The organism is Prauserella endophytica (assembly GCF_005146945.1).
Taxonomy (GTDB): domain Bacteria; phylum Actinomycetota; class Actinomycetes; order Mycobacteriales; family Pseudonocardiaceae; genus Prauserella_A; species Prauserella_A endophytica.
This window is the reverse complement of record NZ_SWMS01000004.1, coordinates 243,308-258,263: the sequence shown is the minus strand read 5'-3', so window position 1 is coordinate 258,263 and position 14,956 is coordinate 243,308. Positions and strand designations below refer to the sequence as shown.

Annotated in this window: 12 protein-coding genes; 5 read left to right on the top strand and 7 right to left on the bottom strand. The window is 72.3% G+C overall.

Features of this window, described 5'->3' with window-relative positions:
* Positions 1–5: 5 nt before the first annotated feature.
* Positions 6–1,073, bottom strand: a complete 1,068-nt coding sequence (locus tag FCN18_RS10395; RefSeq protein WP_113641645.1) for a cobalt-precorrin-5B (C(1))-methyltransferase — start codon at positions 1,071–1,073, stop codon at positions 6–8.
* A 7-nt stretch (positions 1,074–1,080) separates the two neighbouring features.
* Between FCN18_RS10395 and FCN18_RS10390 the strand changes: the two genes are divergently transcribed.
* Together FCN18_RS10390 and FCN18_RS10385 are read left to right on the top strand one after the other, a co-directional pair.
* On the top strand, positions 1,081–1,851 hold the full coding sequence (locus FCN18_RS10390; protein ID WP_170200529.1) for a cobalt-precorrin-6A reductase: 771 nt from the start codon (positions 1,081–1,083) through the stop codon (positions 1,849–1,851).
* A 72-nt stretch (positions 1,852–1,923) separates the two neighbouring features.
* Positions 1,924–5,106 carry an arabinosyltransferase domain-containing protein gene (locus FCN18_RS10385; protein WP_137094678.1) on the top strand — a complete coding sequence of 1,061 codons (3,183 nt, stop codon included), beginning with the start codon at positions 1,924–1,926 and terminating at the stop codon, positions 5,104–5,106.
* 72 nt (positions 5,107–5,178) lie between these two features.
* Here FCN18_RS10385 and FCN18_RS10380 read toward each other — a convergent pair whose 3' ends face one another.
* Genes FCN18_RS10380 through FCN18_RS10370 form a run of 3 tightly spaced genes read right to left on the bottom strand, consistent with a single transcriptional unit; the run spans position 5,179 to position 8,437 of the window.
* Positions 5,179–6,699: a precorrin-2 C(20)-methyltransferase gene (locus FCN18_RS10380; protein ID WP_137094675.1), complete on the bottom strand. Its 1,521-nt coding sequence runs from the start codon at positions 6,697–6,699 to the stop codon at positions 5,179–5,181.
* A complete protein-coding gene (locus tag FCN18_RS10375; RefSeq protein ID WP_137094673.1) occupies positions 6,696–7,322 on the bottom strand; it encodes a precorrin-8X methylmutase in 627 nt (208 codons plus the stop codon). Before FCN18_RS10375 ends, FCN18_RS10380 begins: the two co-directional genes overlap by 4 nt.
* Positions 7,319–8,437 carry a precorrin-3B synthase gene (locus FCN18_RS10370; RefSeq protein ID WP_137094671.1) on the bottom strand — a complete coding sequence of 373 codons (1,119 nt, stop codon included), beginning with the start codon at positions 8,435–8,437 and terminating at the stop codon, positions 7,319–7,321. The genes FCN18_RS10375 and FCN18_RS10370 overlap by 4 nt, the downstream gene beginning before the upstream one ends.
* A 113-nt stretch (positions 8,438–8,550) precedes the next feature.
* Between FCN18_RS10370 and cobN the strand changes: the two genes are divergently transcribed.
* The gene (gene cobN / locus FCN18_RS10365) at positions 8,551–12,114 is read left to right on the top strand and encodes a cobaltochelatase subunit CobN (protein ID WP_137094669.1); all 3,564 of its coding nucleotides are present in this window, start codon (positions 8,551–8,553) and stop codon (positions 12,112–12,114) included.
* A gap of 3 nt (positions 12,115–12,117) precedes the next feature.
* A complete protein-coding gene (locus tag FCN18_RS10360) occupies positions 12,118–12,696 on the top strand; it encodes a pyridoxamine 5'-phosphate oxidase family protein (RefSeq protein WP_112271708.1) in 579 nt (192 codons plus the stop codon).
* Here the strand turns inward: FCN18_RS10360 and FCN18_RS10355 are convergent.
* Together FCN18_RS10355 and FCN18_RS10350 are read right to left on the bottom strand one after the other, a co-directional pair.
* A complete protein-coding gene (locus FCN18_RS10355) occupies positions 12,677–13,060 on the bottom strand; it encodes a DUF7715 family protein (RefSeq protein ID WP_112271706.1) in 384 nt (127 codons plus the stop codon). The genes FCN18_RS10360 and FCN18_RS10355 overlap by 20 nt on opposite strands.
* Positions 13,061–13,121: 61 nt before the next feature.
* Positions 13,122–13,772, bottom strand: coding sequence for a winged helix-turn-helix transcriptional regulator (locus FCN18_RS10350; protein WP_112271704.1), 651 nt, complete (start codon positions 13,770–13,772; stop codon positions 13,122–13,124).
* A 65-nt stretch (positions 13,773–13,837) separates the two neighbouring features.
* Here FCN18_RS10350 and FCN18_RS10345 point away from each other — a divergent pair, with 65 nt between their 5' ends.
* The gene (locus FCN18_RS10345; RefSeq protein WP_112271702.1) at positions 13,838–14,266 is read left to right on the top strand and encodes a PaaI family thioesterase; all 429 of its coding nucleotides are present in this window, start codon (positions 13,838–13,840) and stop codon (positions 14,264–14,266) included.
* 67 nt (positions 14,267–14,333) lie between these two features.
* On the opposite strand, the gene FCN18_RS10340 is transcribed toward FCN18_RS10345, so the two are convergent.
* Positions 14,334–14,756 carry an SRPBCC family protein gene (locus tag FCN18_RS10340; RefSeq protein WP_137094667.1) on the bottom strand — a complete coding sequence of 141 codons (423 nt, stop codon included), beginning with the start codon at positions 14,754–14,756 and terminating at the stop codon, positions 14,334–14,336.
* Between the last annotated feature and the right edge of the window lie 200 nt (positions 14,757–14,956).

The window sequence follows — 14,956 nt, the reverse complement described above, 5'->3', positions numbered from 1 at the left end:
CCGGCCTAAGCCCGGCCGACGATCGTCCCGGCCCGGTCGATCGCCACGATGTCGACGTCGACGGGCGCGTCGCCGAGTACGTCCGCCGCGACCCGGCGCGCACGCTCCGCGACCAGCTCACCGAGTGCGAGCCCCTCGGCGTGGGCCAGCTCCAGCGCGTGCAGTGCGGTGTTGGCCTCCAGGATCGGCCCGCGCAGCGCCGGGTAGCCCGCCTGCTCGGCCAGCTCGGCGAGCAGCCCCAGGTCGACCTGTGACCGCTTGGAGTGCAGGTCGAGGTAGCCCGCGGCCAGCTTGGAGAGCTTCGCGAACCCGCCCGCGAGCGTCAGCCGGGGCACCGGATGCGCGCGCAGGTACTTCAGCACCGCCCCGGCGAAGTCGCCCATGTCGAGCAGCGCGGTCTCCGGCAGGCCGTACAACTGCATGACCACGCGCTCGGACGTGCTGCCGACCGCGCCCGCGACATGCCGGTGCCCCAGCGCCCTCGCGACGTCGACGCCGCGCCGGATGCTGTCGATCCACGCCGAGCACGAGTACGGCACCACCACGCCCGTGGTGCCGAGCACCGAAAGCCCGCCCAGGATGCCGAGGCGCGGGTTCCACGTGTGGCGCGCCAGTTCCTCGCCGTGCGGGATGGAGATCTCCACGACGACGTCGCCGGTGCCGCCGTGTGCGGAACACACGCGCTCGACCGCCTCCGTCATCAGCCGCCTCGGCACCGGGTTGATCGCCGGCTCGCCGACGGGCAACGGCAACCCCGGCAGGGTCACCGTGCCGACCCCGGGCCCGGCCCGGAACGTGACGCCGGTGCCCGGCTCCCCGGCCCGCACGGTCGCGACGATGAGAGCACCGTGCGTGACGTCCGGATCGTCCCCGGCGTCCTTGATGACGCCCGCGCTGGCGAAGCCGTCGCCCAGTTCCTCGGTGGCGAGCGCGAAGCTCGGCCGCTTTCCCTTGGGCAGCAGCACCTCGACCGGGTCGGGGAAGTCACCGGTCAGCAGCGCCGTGCACGCGGCCGTGGTGGCGGCGGTGGCGCAGGCGCCCGTGGTCCAGCCGTAACGAAGTTCAGTCACCATCTACTCCATGGGAAACAAGGGCAGTATCGCCCCGCGTGTGTTGATCCTCGGCGGCACCTCCGAGGCGCGGGCGCTCGCGGCCGGTCTCGTGGCGCGTGACGTGCCCGTCGTCTCCTCGCTGGCGGGCCGGGTCGCGCGGCCGAGGCTGCCCGAGGGAGAGGTGCGCATCGGGGGCTTCGGCGGGCCGGACGGGCTCGCGGCGTGGCTCACCGAGCACGGCGTCACAGCGGTCGTCGACGCGACACACCCGTTCGCGGAGCGGATCGGCACGTCCGCGGCGACCGGTGCGGCCAGAGCGGGCGTTCCACTGTTGCGGCTGCAACGCCCCGGCTGGGAACCCGCCCCCGGCGACGACTGGCACTGGGCGGACACGCTCGGCGACGCGGCGGAGTTGCTGCCCCGCCTCGGCACCCGCGTGTTCCTCACGAGCGGGCGTCAGGGGCTCGCCGCGTTCGCGGACCTGACCGGCCTGTGGTTCCTCGCCCGCTGCGTCGACCCGCCCGAACCGCCGCTCCCGCCCAGACTGGAGGTGCTGCTGAGCCGAGGGCCCTACCGCGTCGAGGAGGAGACCGAGCTGATGCGCACCCACCGGATCGACGTACTCGTCACCAAGGACAGCGGAGGGTCCATGACCGAGGCGAAACTCGTGGCCGCACGGCGACTGCGCGTGCCCGTCGTGGTGGTGCGCAGGCCGCCCCGGCCGCCGGTGCCGACGGTCGCCGACGTCGGCACCGCTCTGGAGTGGACACTCGGACGGGTGAGCGGCGGGCTCACGTGATTCGGCGCGGGAGGCAACACTCGGCCAGCCCCGGGGGCGCCGACTCTGCGCTTCCCGCTAGCGTGACGTGCAATGCGGCCCGCCACCGATGTTCGCACCCAAGATCCCGACAGGGAGCCGGAAGCCCCTGCCGACACCGCCGCGAGCGCGCGTGACCGGACACGGATGTGGCGCAGACTCGCGCTGCTGCTCGGTCTCGTGGCCGCGGCGTGCGCGTTCGCGTTCCCGTTCCTGCCCGTCGTGCAGGACACCGCGCGCATCGAATGGCCCACCGGGGGCGACACCACGCAGGTGAACGCTCCGCTCTCGGGGTACTGGGCGCAGGACCTGCGGATGGAGATCCCGTGTCAGACGGTGCGGTCCGTCGACGGGCGAACCGCGGGCGACGCGCTGCTGATGTCGACCGTGCCCGCCGCGCGCCTCGGCAACGGCGCCGGCATGCAGCTGAGGGTCGACGACGGGTTGCTGGTCGCCTACAACCGCGGCGAGCAGGTGGTGCGCCAGCCGCTGCCTGCCTCCGGTTGTGACGTTCTCTTCCACTCCACCGCCTACGGCACGTCGCTGTCGGTGGGCGGCACGCCCGTCTACCAGGAGGACGGCGACGTCCGCCCGCGCGTCATCGGCATCTACACGACGATCGAGAACGGCCAGGACCCGATCGACGGCCTCGGCGTCTCGATCACCCCGGACACGCGCTATCAGTCATCGCCGACCACGCTCAAGATCGCCGTGTGCGTACTCGGCGTGCTCGCCATGATCGGCTGCCTGTTCGCGGTCAACCGCCTCGACCGCGGCTACGCCAGACGCGCCCCGCGCTGGGCGCCGGTGGGCTGGTGGCGGCTGACCGGGCGCGACATCACGGTGATCGGCGCGCTCGGCGCGTGGGTGTTCATCGGACCCGTGACGTCGGACGACGGCTACATCCTGTCGATGGCGAGGGTCACCGAGGACGCGGGATTCCTCGCCAACTACCACCGGTGGTTCGGCGTCGCGGAGGCTCCGTTCGGCTGGTTCTACCACGTCTACCAGGGCATGGCGCACGTCAGCGTGGTGGCGCCCTGGATCCGCCTGCCCTCGTTCCTGCTCGGCGTGCTGAGCTGGTTGCTGATCAGCAGAGAGGTCATGCCGCGCCTCGGCAAGGCCGTCCGCTCCAGCCGGGCCGCGGGCTGGGCCGCCGCCGTGGTGTTCCTCGTCTGGTGGATGCCCTACAACAACGGCACGCGCCCCGAGCCGGTCGCCGCCGTCGGTTCGCTGCTTGCGCTGTGCGCGGTGGAGCGCGCCCTCGTGACGCGCAGGCTCCTGCCGGTGTGCCTCGGCCTGCTGGCCGCCGCGTTCACCCTCGCCGCGACGCCGACCGGGCTCATCGCCGTCGCCCCGTTCCTCGTGGCCGCGCGGCCACTGTTCCAGCTGCTGCGCCAGCGGGCGCGCGAGGCGGGTTGGACCCACGTGCTGGCGCCGATCGTGGCGTCGGGCGTGCTGGTGCTGCTCGTGGTGTTCGCCGACCAGACGTACGCGACGGTCGCCGAGGCGACGCGCATTCGCAACGAGGTCGGCCCGAGCCTGTCGTGGTTCCAGGAGCTGATCCGCTACCAGCAGCTGTTCAGCTCCACCGTCGACGGCTCGGCGTCGCGCCGGTTCCCGGTGCTGCTGCTGCTGTTGTGCGTCGGCACGTGTCTCGTGGTGCTGCTGCGCCGCGGCCGGATTCCCGGCGCGGCGCTCGGGCCGAGCCGGAGGCTCATCGGCACGGTCGCCCTGTTCTTCCTGATGATGGCGCTGACGCCGACCAAGTGGACCCACCACTTCGGCGCGTTCGCCGCCGTCGGCGCGGCCATGGCGGCGTTGACGGCGCTGGCGACGAGCTCGTCGGTGCTGCGGTCCAAACGCAACCGGGCCGCGTTCGTCGCGGGCCTGCTAGTGGTCGCCGCGCTCGCCATCACCGGACCCAACGCGTACTGGTACGTGTCGCGCATGGGTGTGCCGTGGTGGAACATGCCGCCGCAACTGTTCGGCGTGCGACTGTCCACTGTGCTCCTGCTGGCCGCCGCGGTCTTCGCGGTGATCGCCTTCATCGAGAACATCCGCGCACAGCGCCCCGGCCTGCCACCGCCGCAGCCGGAGCGCCGGGGGCTCGCGCTGTGGCGCGGTTCGCTGGCGTTCGTGGTGGTGTGCGGCCTCGTGGCCGTCGCCGAGTTCGGCAGCATGGCGAAGGCGATCCACAAGCAGCGGGACACCTACAGCCTCGGCGCCGCCAACATCGAGCATCTCCTCGGGCCGAGCTGTGGCCTCGGCGACCACGTGATGGTGGAGCAGGACCCGGTGTCGAGCATGCTCACCCCGCTGCCGGCCGCGATGCAGCGGACCGCCGAGGACAAGGAGACCACCGCGCCTGGCGGGCTGCCACAGGCCGACGAGGGCAACGGACCGACCCAGGCCGGGTTCCACTCGCAACCACTGGTCACCGGCGACCCGCTCGCCGAGCCGCCGCACGGCTTCACGCCGAGCACCGTGGCGATGTGGAGCAGCTACAACGAGACCGCGAACCCCACCGGCCGGCTGCGCACCGACTGGTACGACCTGCGCAACCGGCCCGAGGGCGGCCAGGTGGTACTCGCGGTGTTCTCGCCGGGAGGCAAGGCCACCGGCGTCGAGATCCAGTTCGGCGAGCAGTCGCCCGAGGGCATCAAGGTGGTGGACAGCAAACCGGCGCTGGAGCCGGGTGGCGGGACCGGCGCGTGGCTCGACGTGCGCATCGACCTCGGTCAGGTGCCGGACAGCGCGCAGATGGTGCGTATCGCCGCCACCGACGACGACCTCACCGAGGACGGCTGGGTCGCCGTCACCGCGCCCCGCGTGCCGACGTTCACGACCCTCACCGACCGGGTCGGCAACCAGCCCGTCTACATGGACTGGCCGACATCGTTCGTGTTCCCGTGCCTGAACCCCGTGAAGGTGCGCGACGGCATCATGGACATGCCCGCGTACCACCTGACGGCGGCCTCGCTGGCCACCGAGGGCGAATGGGCGGAGAGCAAGGCGGGCGGCCCCAACGGCATCCTCGACGAGCTGGCCGAACAGCCCGAGGTGCCCAGCTTCCTGCTCGGCGCCGAGGGTCAGGAGTGGGGCACGCTGGAGCAGGTCGAGCCGTACACGCAGGGCAGGGAACCGACGATCATCCGCGGCGAGGAGGTCCGCTCCGGCTGGTGGTCCCCCGGCCCCGGCCCACAGCAACCCGACGGCAACCAACCCACCCGCTGACCCGACTTCCGTAGCGGCCCCCAAGGCCACCTTTGTTGCGCTCAACGCACCTAAGGTGGCCTTGGGGGCAGTTCAGGCGTAGCTGCGGGGGGTCCAGACGACGGGGGTTCCGCCGGGTTGTTCACGGACCCTCGTGCGGGAGGAGCCGACGATGAGCAGGCAGCGCATGTCCACGGTCGCCGGATCGAATCCACCGAGGGTGTCCACGCGCACGGACTCCTCCGGGCCGCCGACGTCGCGCGCGATCACGACGGGAGTGTCCGGCGCGCGGTGCCGCAGCAGCACGTCCCTGGCGATCCCGAGCTGGGTCGTCCGGCTGCGTGAGGCGGGGTTGTAGATCGCCACGACGAGGTCGGCCGCGCCGGCCGCGTCGAGCCTGCGCTCGATGACCTCCCACGGCTTGAGCCGGTCGGAAAGCGACAGCACGCAGTAGTCGTGCCCGAGCGGGGCACCCACTCGCGACGCCGCCGCCTGTGCCGCCGTCAGCCCTGGCAGCACGCGCACCGACACGCCCGCCCACGCCGGCTGCTCGGCCTGCTCCAGTACGGCGGAGGCCATCGCGAACACCCCGGGGTCGCCAGAGGAGACCACGGCGACCCGCGCACCGCCTGCGGCCAGTTCCAGCGCCTCGACGGCCCGCTCGGCCTCGACCCGGTTACCGGACGCGTGCCTGCGCTGGCCAGCCCGCTGCGGCACCTTCGCCAGATACGGGCCGTAGCCAACGAGGTGCTCGGCCTCCGCCAGCGCCTGCTCGGCCTCCGGCGTGAGCCATTCCGGACCCGCCGGACCGAGCCCGACCACCGTGACCTCGCCACCGCTCTCCCGAGCGCGGGCGGACTCCTCCGGGCCCGGCTCACCCGACTTGCGGGAGGCGTAGGCGGGGCTCGGCACGACGGCGAGCGAGAAGTACGGCACGGTCTCGGGGTCCACCTCGGCGAACGGCTCAACGCGCTGCGCCTGCCATGTCGCGCGCTCGACGTAGAACGCCTCGTCGAGCCTGCCTGACTCGGCGAGCGCGTCGCGAACGGAACCGAAGGTGCGGCCGAGCTTGAGCACCGCCGCGGACTCCGTGTCGGCGAGCCTGCGGGCCAGTTCCGGCGCCGGCAGCGTGCCCGGCAGCAGCGTGAGCACCTCGTCGCGCTGCACGAGGGGCCTGCCCAGCACCGCCGACGCCGCGCTCACCGACGTCACCCCCGGCACGACGTGTGCCTCGTAGCGGTCGGCGAGACGCTCGTGCATGTACATGTAGGAGCCGTAGAAGAACGGGTCTCCCTCGCACAGCACCACCACGCCGCGCCCGGCGTCGAGGTGCTCGGCGAGGCGCTTCGCGGACAGCTCGTAGAACTCGGCGATAGCCCCCTCGTAGCCGCCGGGGTGATTGGTGGTCTCCGTGGTCACCGGGTACACGAGCTTCTCTTCGAGCTGGCCTTCGCGCAGATACGGCTCGGCCACCGAGCGCGCGATGCTACGGCCGTGGCGCGCGCAGTGGTAGGCGATCACGTCGGCCTCGCCGATGAGCCGCGCGGCACGGACGGTCAGCAGCTCGGGGTCGCCGGGACCGAGCCCGACGCCGTACAGCACGCCGGTGCTCACACCTCCTCCTTCGAGGCGATCGCGTTGACTGCGCCGACGGCGAGCGCGCTGCCGCCGCGACGGCCGCGCACCACCAGGTACGGCGCCGGTGCCCGCTCGATCAGCAGCTCCTTGGACTCGACGGCACCGACGAAGCCAACGGGCACGCCGATGATCGCGGCAGGGGCTCCGACGCCCTCCTCCAGCAGCTCAAGCAGGCGGAACAACGCCGTGGGGGCGTTGCCGATCGCCACGACGGCGCCTGGCAGCCGGTCGCGCCACAGCTCAAGCGCGGCGGCGGAGCGAGTGGTGCCGAGGCGCTCGGCGAGGCCGGGCACGCGCTCGTCGGAGAGCGTGCACAGCACCTCGTTGTTCGCGGGCAACCGTTTGCGCGTGACCCCGCTGGCGATCATGTTCGCGTCGCACAGGATCGGCGCGCCCGCCTCGAGCGCGGCCCTTCCCGCCTCCACGACCTCAAGCGTGTAGGCGAGGTCGTCGACGAGATCGACCATCCCGCACGAGTGGATCATCCGCACGGCGACGCCGGCGACGTCGTCGGGCAGGATCGCGAGATCCGCCTCGTCACGGATCGTGGCGAACGAGTGGCGGTAGATCTCCGCCCCGTCCCGGATGTAGTTGATCACTGGCGTCCTTCCATTTCCTCCGCGAGCCGGGCAGTGGAGACCGGTGTTCCGTCGACGAGGTAGCCCTCGCCGGTGGCGACGACGTCGAGGTGGGCGCCGCGAGGCTTGCCGCAGCGGCGTTCGCACCCGGAGAGGTGCGCGCGCACCCCGGGGGAAGGCAGCGTCAGCGCGGACAGCACGGCGCGGGCGTCGGCGCGCACATCGGCGCGGGACTTGGCGCAGCCGGGCCGTCCGATGCACGCGCTGACGCCAAGGCCGGGGTCGGCGGGGTCGGTGACGAGCCCATCGGGTGGCCGCGACAGCACGAGCGTGCGCCACGGCGTGACCACGAGGTCACCGAGCGGGCGCAGCGCTCCGGCAGGCAGCTCACCGAACCGCGGAGCCGCCACGACGACGCCGTCGGCGAGCCTCCCGACCGGCACCGGGCCGGTGCGCGGCAGCGCGGCGGGAGGCACCCGGCGGCCCCGGCGCAGCGCGGCGTCCACCAGAGGCCCCGGGTCGACCTCGTGCACCCGCCACGCGGAGCCGCGCACGCGGGCGAACACCTCCGCCAGCTCCACCAGCACCGGCACGGCCTCGCGTGCGCTTACGCGCACACCGGTGTCCGCACCGTCGAGCAGCAACGCGCCCTCCCCTCCGGGCAGCGCCTGCCAGCACACGTCGGCGCCCTCACCGGCCACGTCGCCGCGCCCGTCGTCGAGCGCGAACAGGAACCGGCCGGGCAGCCCGGCCAGCTCGGGGACGGAACACAGGGCGTGGTCGAGCGCGGTGACCAGCGGCCGGACATCGGTGAGCCCGCCGTGCCTACCGGACAGCGGCGAGGAGAGGATGTTTCGCACCCGCTCGTGGCTCGGCGCGGGCAGCAGACCGGCCTCCGACAGCCGCCTGACCAGCTCGTCCGCGTCGCGCACCGCCCGCAGCTGCAGGTTGGCCCTCGACGTGAGGTGTACCGACCCGTCGCCCAGCTCCTCGGCGGCCTCGGCGAGGACAAACGCTTGCGCGCTGCTCAGCGCGCCGCCGGGCAGGCGGATCCGCGCGAGCGTGCCGTCGGCGGCGGCGTGCGTCGCGAAGACACCGGGACAGGCGTCGGCGCGGAGTCTCGTCGGGGCGGGCACCGACCCACTGTAAAAGGTGCCGGGGCGTGACCGGTGTGCACTGCGTCTCGCTCGAGATCACCTTGACGCCGCCGCCTCAGGCACTCCAGGGTGGGAATTCGAGGAGGCCACCTGTGATCTTGCTGCTGTCCACGTCGGACACCGACCTGCTGAGCGCGCGAGCGAGCGGCGCCGACTACCGGCTCGCCAACCCCGCACGCCTCGACCTCGCCGAACTGCCCGCACTGCTGGACGGCGCGCCGATCGTCGTGGTGCGCATCCTCGGCACCGAGCGCACCTGGGCAGAGGGGCTGCGCACAGTCCGCGAGAGCGGCGCCCACGTGGTGGTGCTCGGCGGTGAGCAGACGCCAGACGCCGAGCTGATGTCGCTGTCGACCACTCCCGCGGGCATCGCGACCGAGGCACACGCCTACCTCGCCCACGGCGGGCCCGCGAACCTCACGCAGTTGCACCGCTTCCTCTCCGACACGCTGCTGCTCTCCGGCGAGGGCTTCGAGCCGCCCGCCGAGCAGCCGTCGTGGGGAGTGCTGGAACGCCCGGAGAACGACGGCCCCGTGGTGGCGATCCTCTACTACCGGGCCCACCACCTCGCCGGCAACACGGCGTTCGTCGAAGCGCTCGCCGAGCAGGTCGAGGCCGCCGGCGGCCGGGCGCTGCCGATCTACTGCGCGTCGCTGCGCTCGCGCGAGCCGGAGATGATGGCCGAGCTGCGCAAGGCCGACGCCCTGCTGGTGACGGTGCTCGCCGCGGGTGGGACGCGTCCCGCGGAGGCCGGGGCGGGCGGCGACGACGAGTCGTGGGACGTGGCAGAGCTGGCCGCGCTCGACGTGCCGACGTTGCAGGCGCTGTGCCTCACCAGCGACCGCGAGGCGTGGGAGGCCAACGACGAGGGCCTTTCCCCGCTGGACGCGGGCAACCAGATGGCCGTGCCGGAGTTCGACGGCAGGCTCATCACGGTGCCGTTCTCGTTCAAGGAGCTCGACGCCGACGGTCTGCCGCGCTACGTGCCCAATGCCGAGCGCGCGTCGCGGGTCGCCCGCATCGCGCTCGCGCACGCGCGCCTGCGCCACACCCCGCCGGAGCAGCGCCGGATCGCCGTGGTGCTCTCGGCGTACCCGACCAAGCACTCGCGCGTCGGCAACGCCGTGGGCCTGGACACCCCTGCCTCGGCCGTGAAGCTGTTGCGCCGGATGCGGGAGCAGGGCTACGACCTCGGGGAGGACGCGTTCCCCGGCGTGGTGTCCACCGGCACTGACCAGCCGGACGGCGACGCACTCATCCACGCGCTGATCGCCGCGGGCGGCCAGGACCCGGAGTGGCTCACCGAGGAGCAGCTCGCGGGCAACCCGATCCGCGTGCCGGCCGCGCGGTACCGGGAGTGGTTCGACGCGCTGCCGGAGGAGCTGCGCGCGGACATGACCGAGCACTGGGGCCCGCCGCCGGGCGAGCTGTACGTGGACGACGGGGACATCGTGCTCGCGTCGCTGCAGGCCGGCAACGTGCTGCTGATGATCCAGCCGCCGCGCGGGTTCGGCGAGAACCCGGTGGCGATCTACCACAACCCGGACCTGCCGCCGAGCCACCATTACCTCGCGGCATACCGCTGGCTGGAGGAGGAGTTCGGCGCGCACGCCGTGGTGCACCTCGGCAAGCACGGCTCGCTCGAATGGCTGCCGGGCAAGACGGCCGGCCTCTCGGCGTCGTGCGCACCAGACGCCGTGCTGGGCAACCTGCCGCTGATCTACCCGTTCCTCATCAACGACCCCGGTGAGGGCGCGCAGGCCAAGCGCCGCGCCCACGCCACGATCGTCGACCATCTGATCCCGCCGATGGCACGCGCCGAGAGCTACGGCGACATGGCGCGGCTGGAGCAGCTGCTCGACGAGCACGCCAACATCGCGGCGATGGACCCGGCGAAGCTGCCCGCGATCCGCCAGCAGATCTGGACGCTCATCCAGGCCGCGAAACTCGACCACGACCTCGGCGTGGAGGAACGGCCGCACGACGCGGAGTTCGACGACTTCCTGCTGCACATCGACGGCTGGCTGTGCGAGGTCAAGGACGCGCAGATCCGCGACGGCCTGCACATCCTCGGCGAGGCGCCGACGGGCGAGGCGCGCGTGAACCTCGTCCTGGCGATGCTGCGGGCGCAGCAGATGTGGGGCGGCAAGCGGGGCGCGGTGCCTGGCCTGCGCAGCGCGCTCGGACTCGCCGAGGACGCGCCGCTGTCCGAAGTGGACGCCGTGGAACAGACCGCCCGCGCGCTCGTGGAGGCCATGGAGGTGCGCGGCTGGGCGGTCGACGCCGTGGACACCGTGTGCGCCGAGACGCCCGCCGCCGCGGACGTGCTCCGCTTCGCCGCGACGGAGGTCGTGCCGAGGCTCGCCGGCACCGACGGCGAGATCGACGCGGTACTGCACGCGCTCGACGGCGGCTACATCCCGGCGGGCCCGAGCGGGTCGCCGCTGCGCGGGCTGGTGAACGTCCTGCCGACCGGCCGCAACTTCTACACCGTCGACCCGAAGGCGATCCCGAGCAGGCTCGCCTGGGAGACCGGGCAGGCGCTCGCGGAGTCGCTGCTGCGCCGCTACCGCGAGGACACGGGCGACTGGCCGCGCTCGGTGGGCCTCTCGGTGTGGGGCACGTCAGCGATGCGCACGTCCGGCGACGACGCCGCCGAGGTGCTCGCGCTGCTCGGCGTGCAGCCGGTGTGGGACGAGGCGTCGCGCCGCGTCACCGGCATCGAGCCGATCCCGCTCGCCGAGCTGGGCAGGCCGCGCGTGGACGTGACCGTGCGCATCAGCGGCTTCTTCCGCGACGCGTTCCCGCATGTGATCGACCTGCTCGACGACGCAGTCCGGCTCGTCGCCGGGCTCGACGAGCCCGACGCGCAGAACTTCGTGCGCGCCCACGTGCGGGCCGACCTCGCCGCGCACGGCGACGAACGCCGCGCCACCACCCGCATCTTCGGCTCCAAACCCGGCACCTACGGCGCGGGCCTGCTGCCACTGATGGACTCCGGCAACTGGCGCGACGACTCCGACCTCGCCGAGGTCTACGCCGTCTGGGGCGGCTACGCCTACGGCCGCGACCTCGACGGCGCACCCGCGCGCGAGGACATGGAGAGCTCGTACAAGCGCATCGTGGTGGCGGCCAAGAACACCGACACCCGCGAGCACGACATCGCCGACTCCGACGACTACTTCCAGTACCACGGCGGCATGATCGCCACCGTCCGCGCGCTGACGGGTACCGCGCCGGCGTCGTACGTCGGCGACAGCACCACGCCGGACGCCGTGCGCACGCGCTCGCTCGGCGAGGAGACCGCGCGCGTGTTCCGCGCCCGCGTGGTGAACCCACGCTGGCTCGCGGCCATGCGCAGGCACGGCTACAAGGGCGCGTTCGAGCTCGCCGCCACCGTCGACTACCTGTTCGGCTTCGACGCCACGGCAGGCGTGGTCGACGACTGGATGTACGAGAAGCTCTCGGAGTCCTACGTCCTCGACAAGGAGAACCAGGAGTTCCTGGCGCAGGCGAACCCGTGGGCGCTGCGCGGGATCATCGAGCGCCTGAACGAGGCCGCGGACCGCGGACTGTGGGAGCAGCCCGATCCGGAGCTGCTGGAAAAGATGCGTGAGGTGTACCTCCGAGTCGAGGGGGATCTGGAAGGAAGCTGACGGATGAAGGTGCACGAGGCCATCGACGGCAGGCTCCGCGAGTTCCTTCTCGCCCAGCCCGTGTTCTTCGTGGGGACGGCGCCGACGTCGGTGGACGGGCACGTGAACGTGTCGCCCAAGGGCATGGCCGGCACGTTCGCGGTGCTCGGCGAGCACCGAGTGGCCTACCTCGACTACACCGGCAGCGGCGCCGAGACCATCGCCCACCTGCGCGAGAACGGCCGCGTCGTGCTGATGTTCTGCGCGTTCAGCGGTCCGCCGAACATCGTGCGCCTGCACGGTCACGGCCGCGTCGTGCCGCAGAGCAGCCCGGAGTACCCGGAGCTGCTCTCACACTTCGCGCCCGAGCAGGAACACGGCGCTCGCTCGATCATCGACGTGGCCGTGGAGCGCGTGAGCGACTCGTGCGGCTTCTCCGTTCCGCTCATGGAGTACACCGGCGACCGGGATCTGTTGCTGCGCAGGCACGCGCGGCGCACCGACGACGACCTCACCGCCTACTGGGCCGAGAAGAACACGCACAGCATCGACGGCCTTCCGGCGCTCGCCGGTACGGACCAGGTCAAGGCGCCCGCTCCCTGACCTGCACGTACTCGGCGCGGTGCTCCACCACCGCGCCGTCGGGCAGATCGCTGATCAGCTCCAGCAGCGCGTCGGCGATCTCCGGCGAGAGCATCGTGTCGTAGCCTTGTGAGTCCAAACTGGACCGGATCGCCTCGACGTAGTCGTCCCGGTCCAGCGCCAGCGTGCGCACCATCGCCGTGGTGGTGGCGCGGTGCGAGCTGAGCCCGGCGAAACCGCGCGCGCAACCGCAGCCGCCGTCCGGATCTTCCCTGTCCTTGCCGCAGATCGGCGCGATCCACACCAGCTCTCCTTCGACACACCAGTGGTAGTCGCTGGCACGCAGCCCCTGGGTCTCCGACGTCGCGACCAGGACCTTGACCATCGCGGGCTCCTTCCCCCATGACTTCTCCGTCCCGAAATGTCTAACAGGAGCCACCGACAATTCAGGACGCGTCGCGAAGGACGTAGCCGGAAAACCAAGTCGGGAACGCCCGGCGCAGGACGCTCGGCCCGGTCAGCTCAACCGCACCCGAGCGCACCACCTGCGCCCAGCCGAGGTCGCCGATCCAGTAGCGGGTCAGCGCGTCGAGGTCGGCGTCCACCGTGAGCGCGACCGGAAGGCCGATGTCGTCGGGACACAGCGTCACCGTTGGGCGGCGCACGTACAGGTAGAACACGGCGGGCTTCGGCTCGCGGAAGCGCAGCTGCACCACGGTTCGTTGCGGTGGAAGGGCTTCCGGGACGATGCGGCGCCGGATGTCCCACACGAGCGCGCTCGCGTCGAGGTCGTCGGGGCCGAGTTCCCTGCGGTTCCAGCGCATGGCCCACCCGCCGAGCTCCCGCACGACGACCGCGAGGTCCTTGCCCGCGTCGGTGAGCCGGTAGCCGCCGTCCTCGCGGTACACGATGTCGTGCTTCTCCAGCGTTTTCAGCCTGGCCGAGAGCATCGTCTTGGAGATGCGCGGGATGCCGCGCCGGATGTCGTTGAATTGTCGTTCGCCGAGCAGGAGCTCCCGCACGATCAGCAACGTCCACCGCTCACCAAGGATCTCCAGCGCCCTCGCGACCGCGCAGAACTGCCCGTAACCGCCCATCGCCCGAGCCTAGGGGTACGGATTTTGTACTTGTCCCGCCGAACGGGCGGAATACGGTGACTCGTATGACCGGCCTGGAGACCCTGCGCGCACTGCTGCGCGGCGACCTCCCACCGGCGGGGATCGGCAAGACTCTCGGCTTCCGGCTCGTCGACGTCGGCGACGGCTGGGCGGTGTTCGAGGGCGGTACGGGCGAGCACCTCTACAACCCGGCCCGGACGGTGCACGGCGGCTACTTCGCGACGCTGCTCGACTCCGCGCTGGCGTGCGCCGTGATGTCGAAACTGCCGGAGGGCACGACCTACACCACCGTGCAGCTGAACGTCAACCTGCTGCGCCCGGCGACGGCAGCGACCGGCACGCTGCGCGCGACGGCCACCGCGGTGCACGTCGGACGCACCATCGGCACCGCGGAGGCCCGGCTGGAGGGCGTCGACGACGGGAAGCTGTACGCGCACGCCACCACGACGTGTGCGATCCTCGCGGCTCGCTGACGCCCGGAGTGCACGACTCGCGGTCTTGAGCGCACGACTCGCCGTCGGGAACGTACGACTCGCGCGGTCAGGGGCGTTCGGATACGCGCTTGAGGCCGTCGGCCTCCATGGTCACGTAGCGGCGCACCATGCCGCCGAGCACGAAACCGAGGACCGGCGCGAGCGGGCCGCGCTGCTCCAGCGAAAGGGTCGCCGTCACCGCTCCGTTCGCGTCCTCGGCCAGGACGTGTCCGCCGATCGTCGTGAGCCCCGGACCTCGCGCCTCCCACGTGAAGCTCCGGCGCTCGGTCAGCTCGGTGACCCGCCAGACCTGCGCGGCGAGCCTCGGCTGCTTCACGCGCGCCTCGCTGCCCACCTGGAGCGGGCCGGTTCCGAGCCGTCGCACCGAGGTGACCGAGTCGGTCCACTCCGGCCAGCGCTCCACGTCCACGAGCGCGGCCCACACCACGTCCGGCGTCGCGTCGATGCGCCGTACGACCTCGAATCGCATGCCGCAATCTAGCGGCGGTGCGCGCGTGGCGTAAACCGTCTCGAACGCACAACTCGGCGTCCAGAGCGGGCAACTCGCGGGCCCGAGCGGGCAACTCGCGGGCCCGAGCGGGCAACTCGCGGGCCCGAGCGGGCAACTCGCGGGCCCGAGCGGGCAACTCGCGGGCCCGAGCGGGCAACTCGCGGGCCCGAGCGGGCAAC

What these genes read in the sequence shown, in the direction of transcription:
- FCN18_RS10360 (WP_112271708.1), top strand. Translation starts at nt 12,118, where the DNA reads ATGAAGGTGCACGAGGCCATCGACGGCAGGCTCCGCGAGTTCCTTCTC.
- FCN18_RS10385 (WP_137094678.1), top strand. Translation starts at nt 1,924, where the DNA reads ATGCGGCCCGCCACCGATGTTCGCACCCAAGATCCCGACAGGGAGCCG.
- FCN18_RS10355 (WP_112271706.1), bottom strand. Translation starts at nt 13,060, where the DNA reads ATGGTCAAGGTCCTGGTCGCGACGTCGGAGACCCAGGGGCTGCGTGCC.
- FCN18_RS10340 (WP_137094667.1), bottom strand. Translation starts at nt 14,756, where the DNA reads ATGCGATTCGAGGTCGTACGGCGCATCGACGCGACGCCGGACGTGGTG.
- FCN18_RS10395 (WP_113641645.1), bottom strand. Translation starts at nt 1,073, where the DNA reads ATGGTGACTGAACTTCGTTACGGCTGGACCACGGGCGCCTGCGCCACC.
- FCN18_RS10390 (WP_170200529.1), top strand. Translation starts at nt 1,081, where the DNA reads ATGGGAAACAAGGGCAGTATCGCCCCGCGTGTGTTGATCCTCGGCGGC.
- FCN18_RS10345 (WP_112271702.1), top strand. Translation starts at nt 13,838, where the DNA reads ATGACCGGCCTGGAGACCCTGCGCGCACTGCTGCGCGGCGACCTCCCA.
- FCN18_RS10350 (WP_112271704.1), bottom strand. Translation starts at nt 13,772, where the DNA reads ATGGGCGGTTACGGGCAGTTCTGCGCGGTCGCGAGGGCGCTGGAGATC.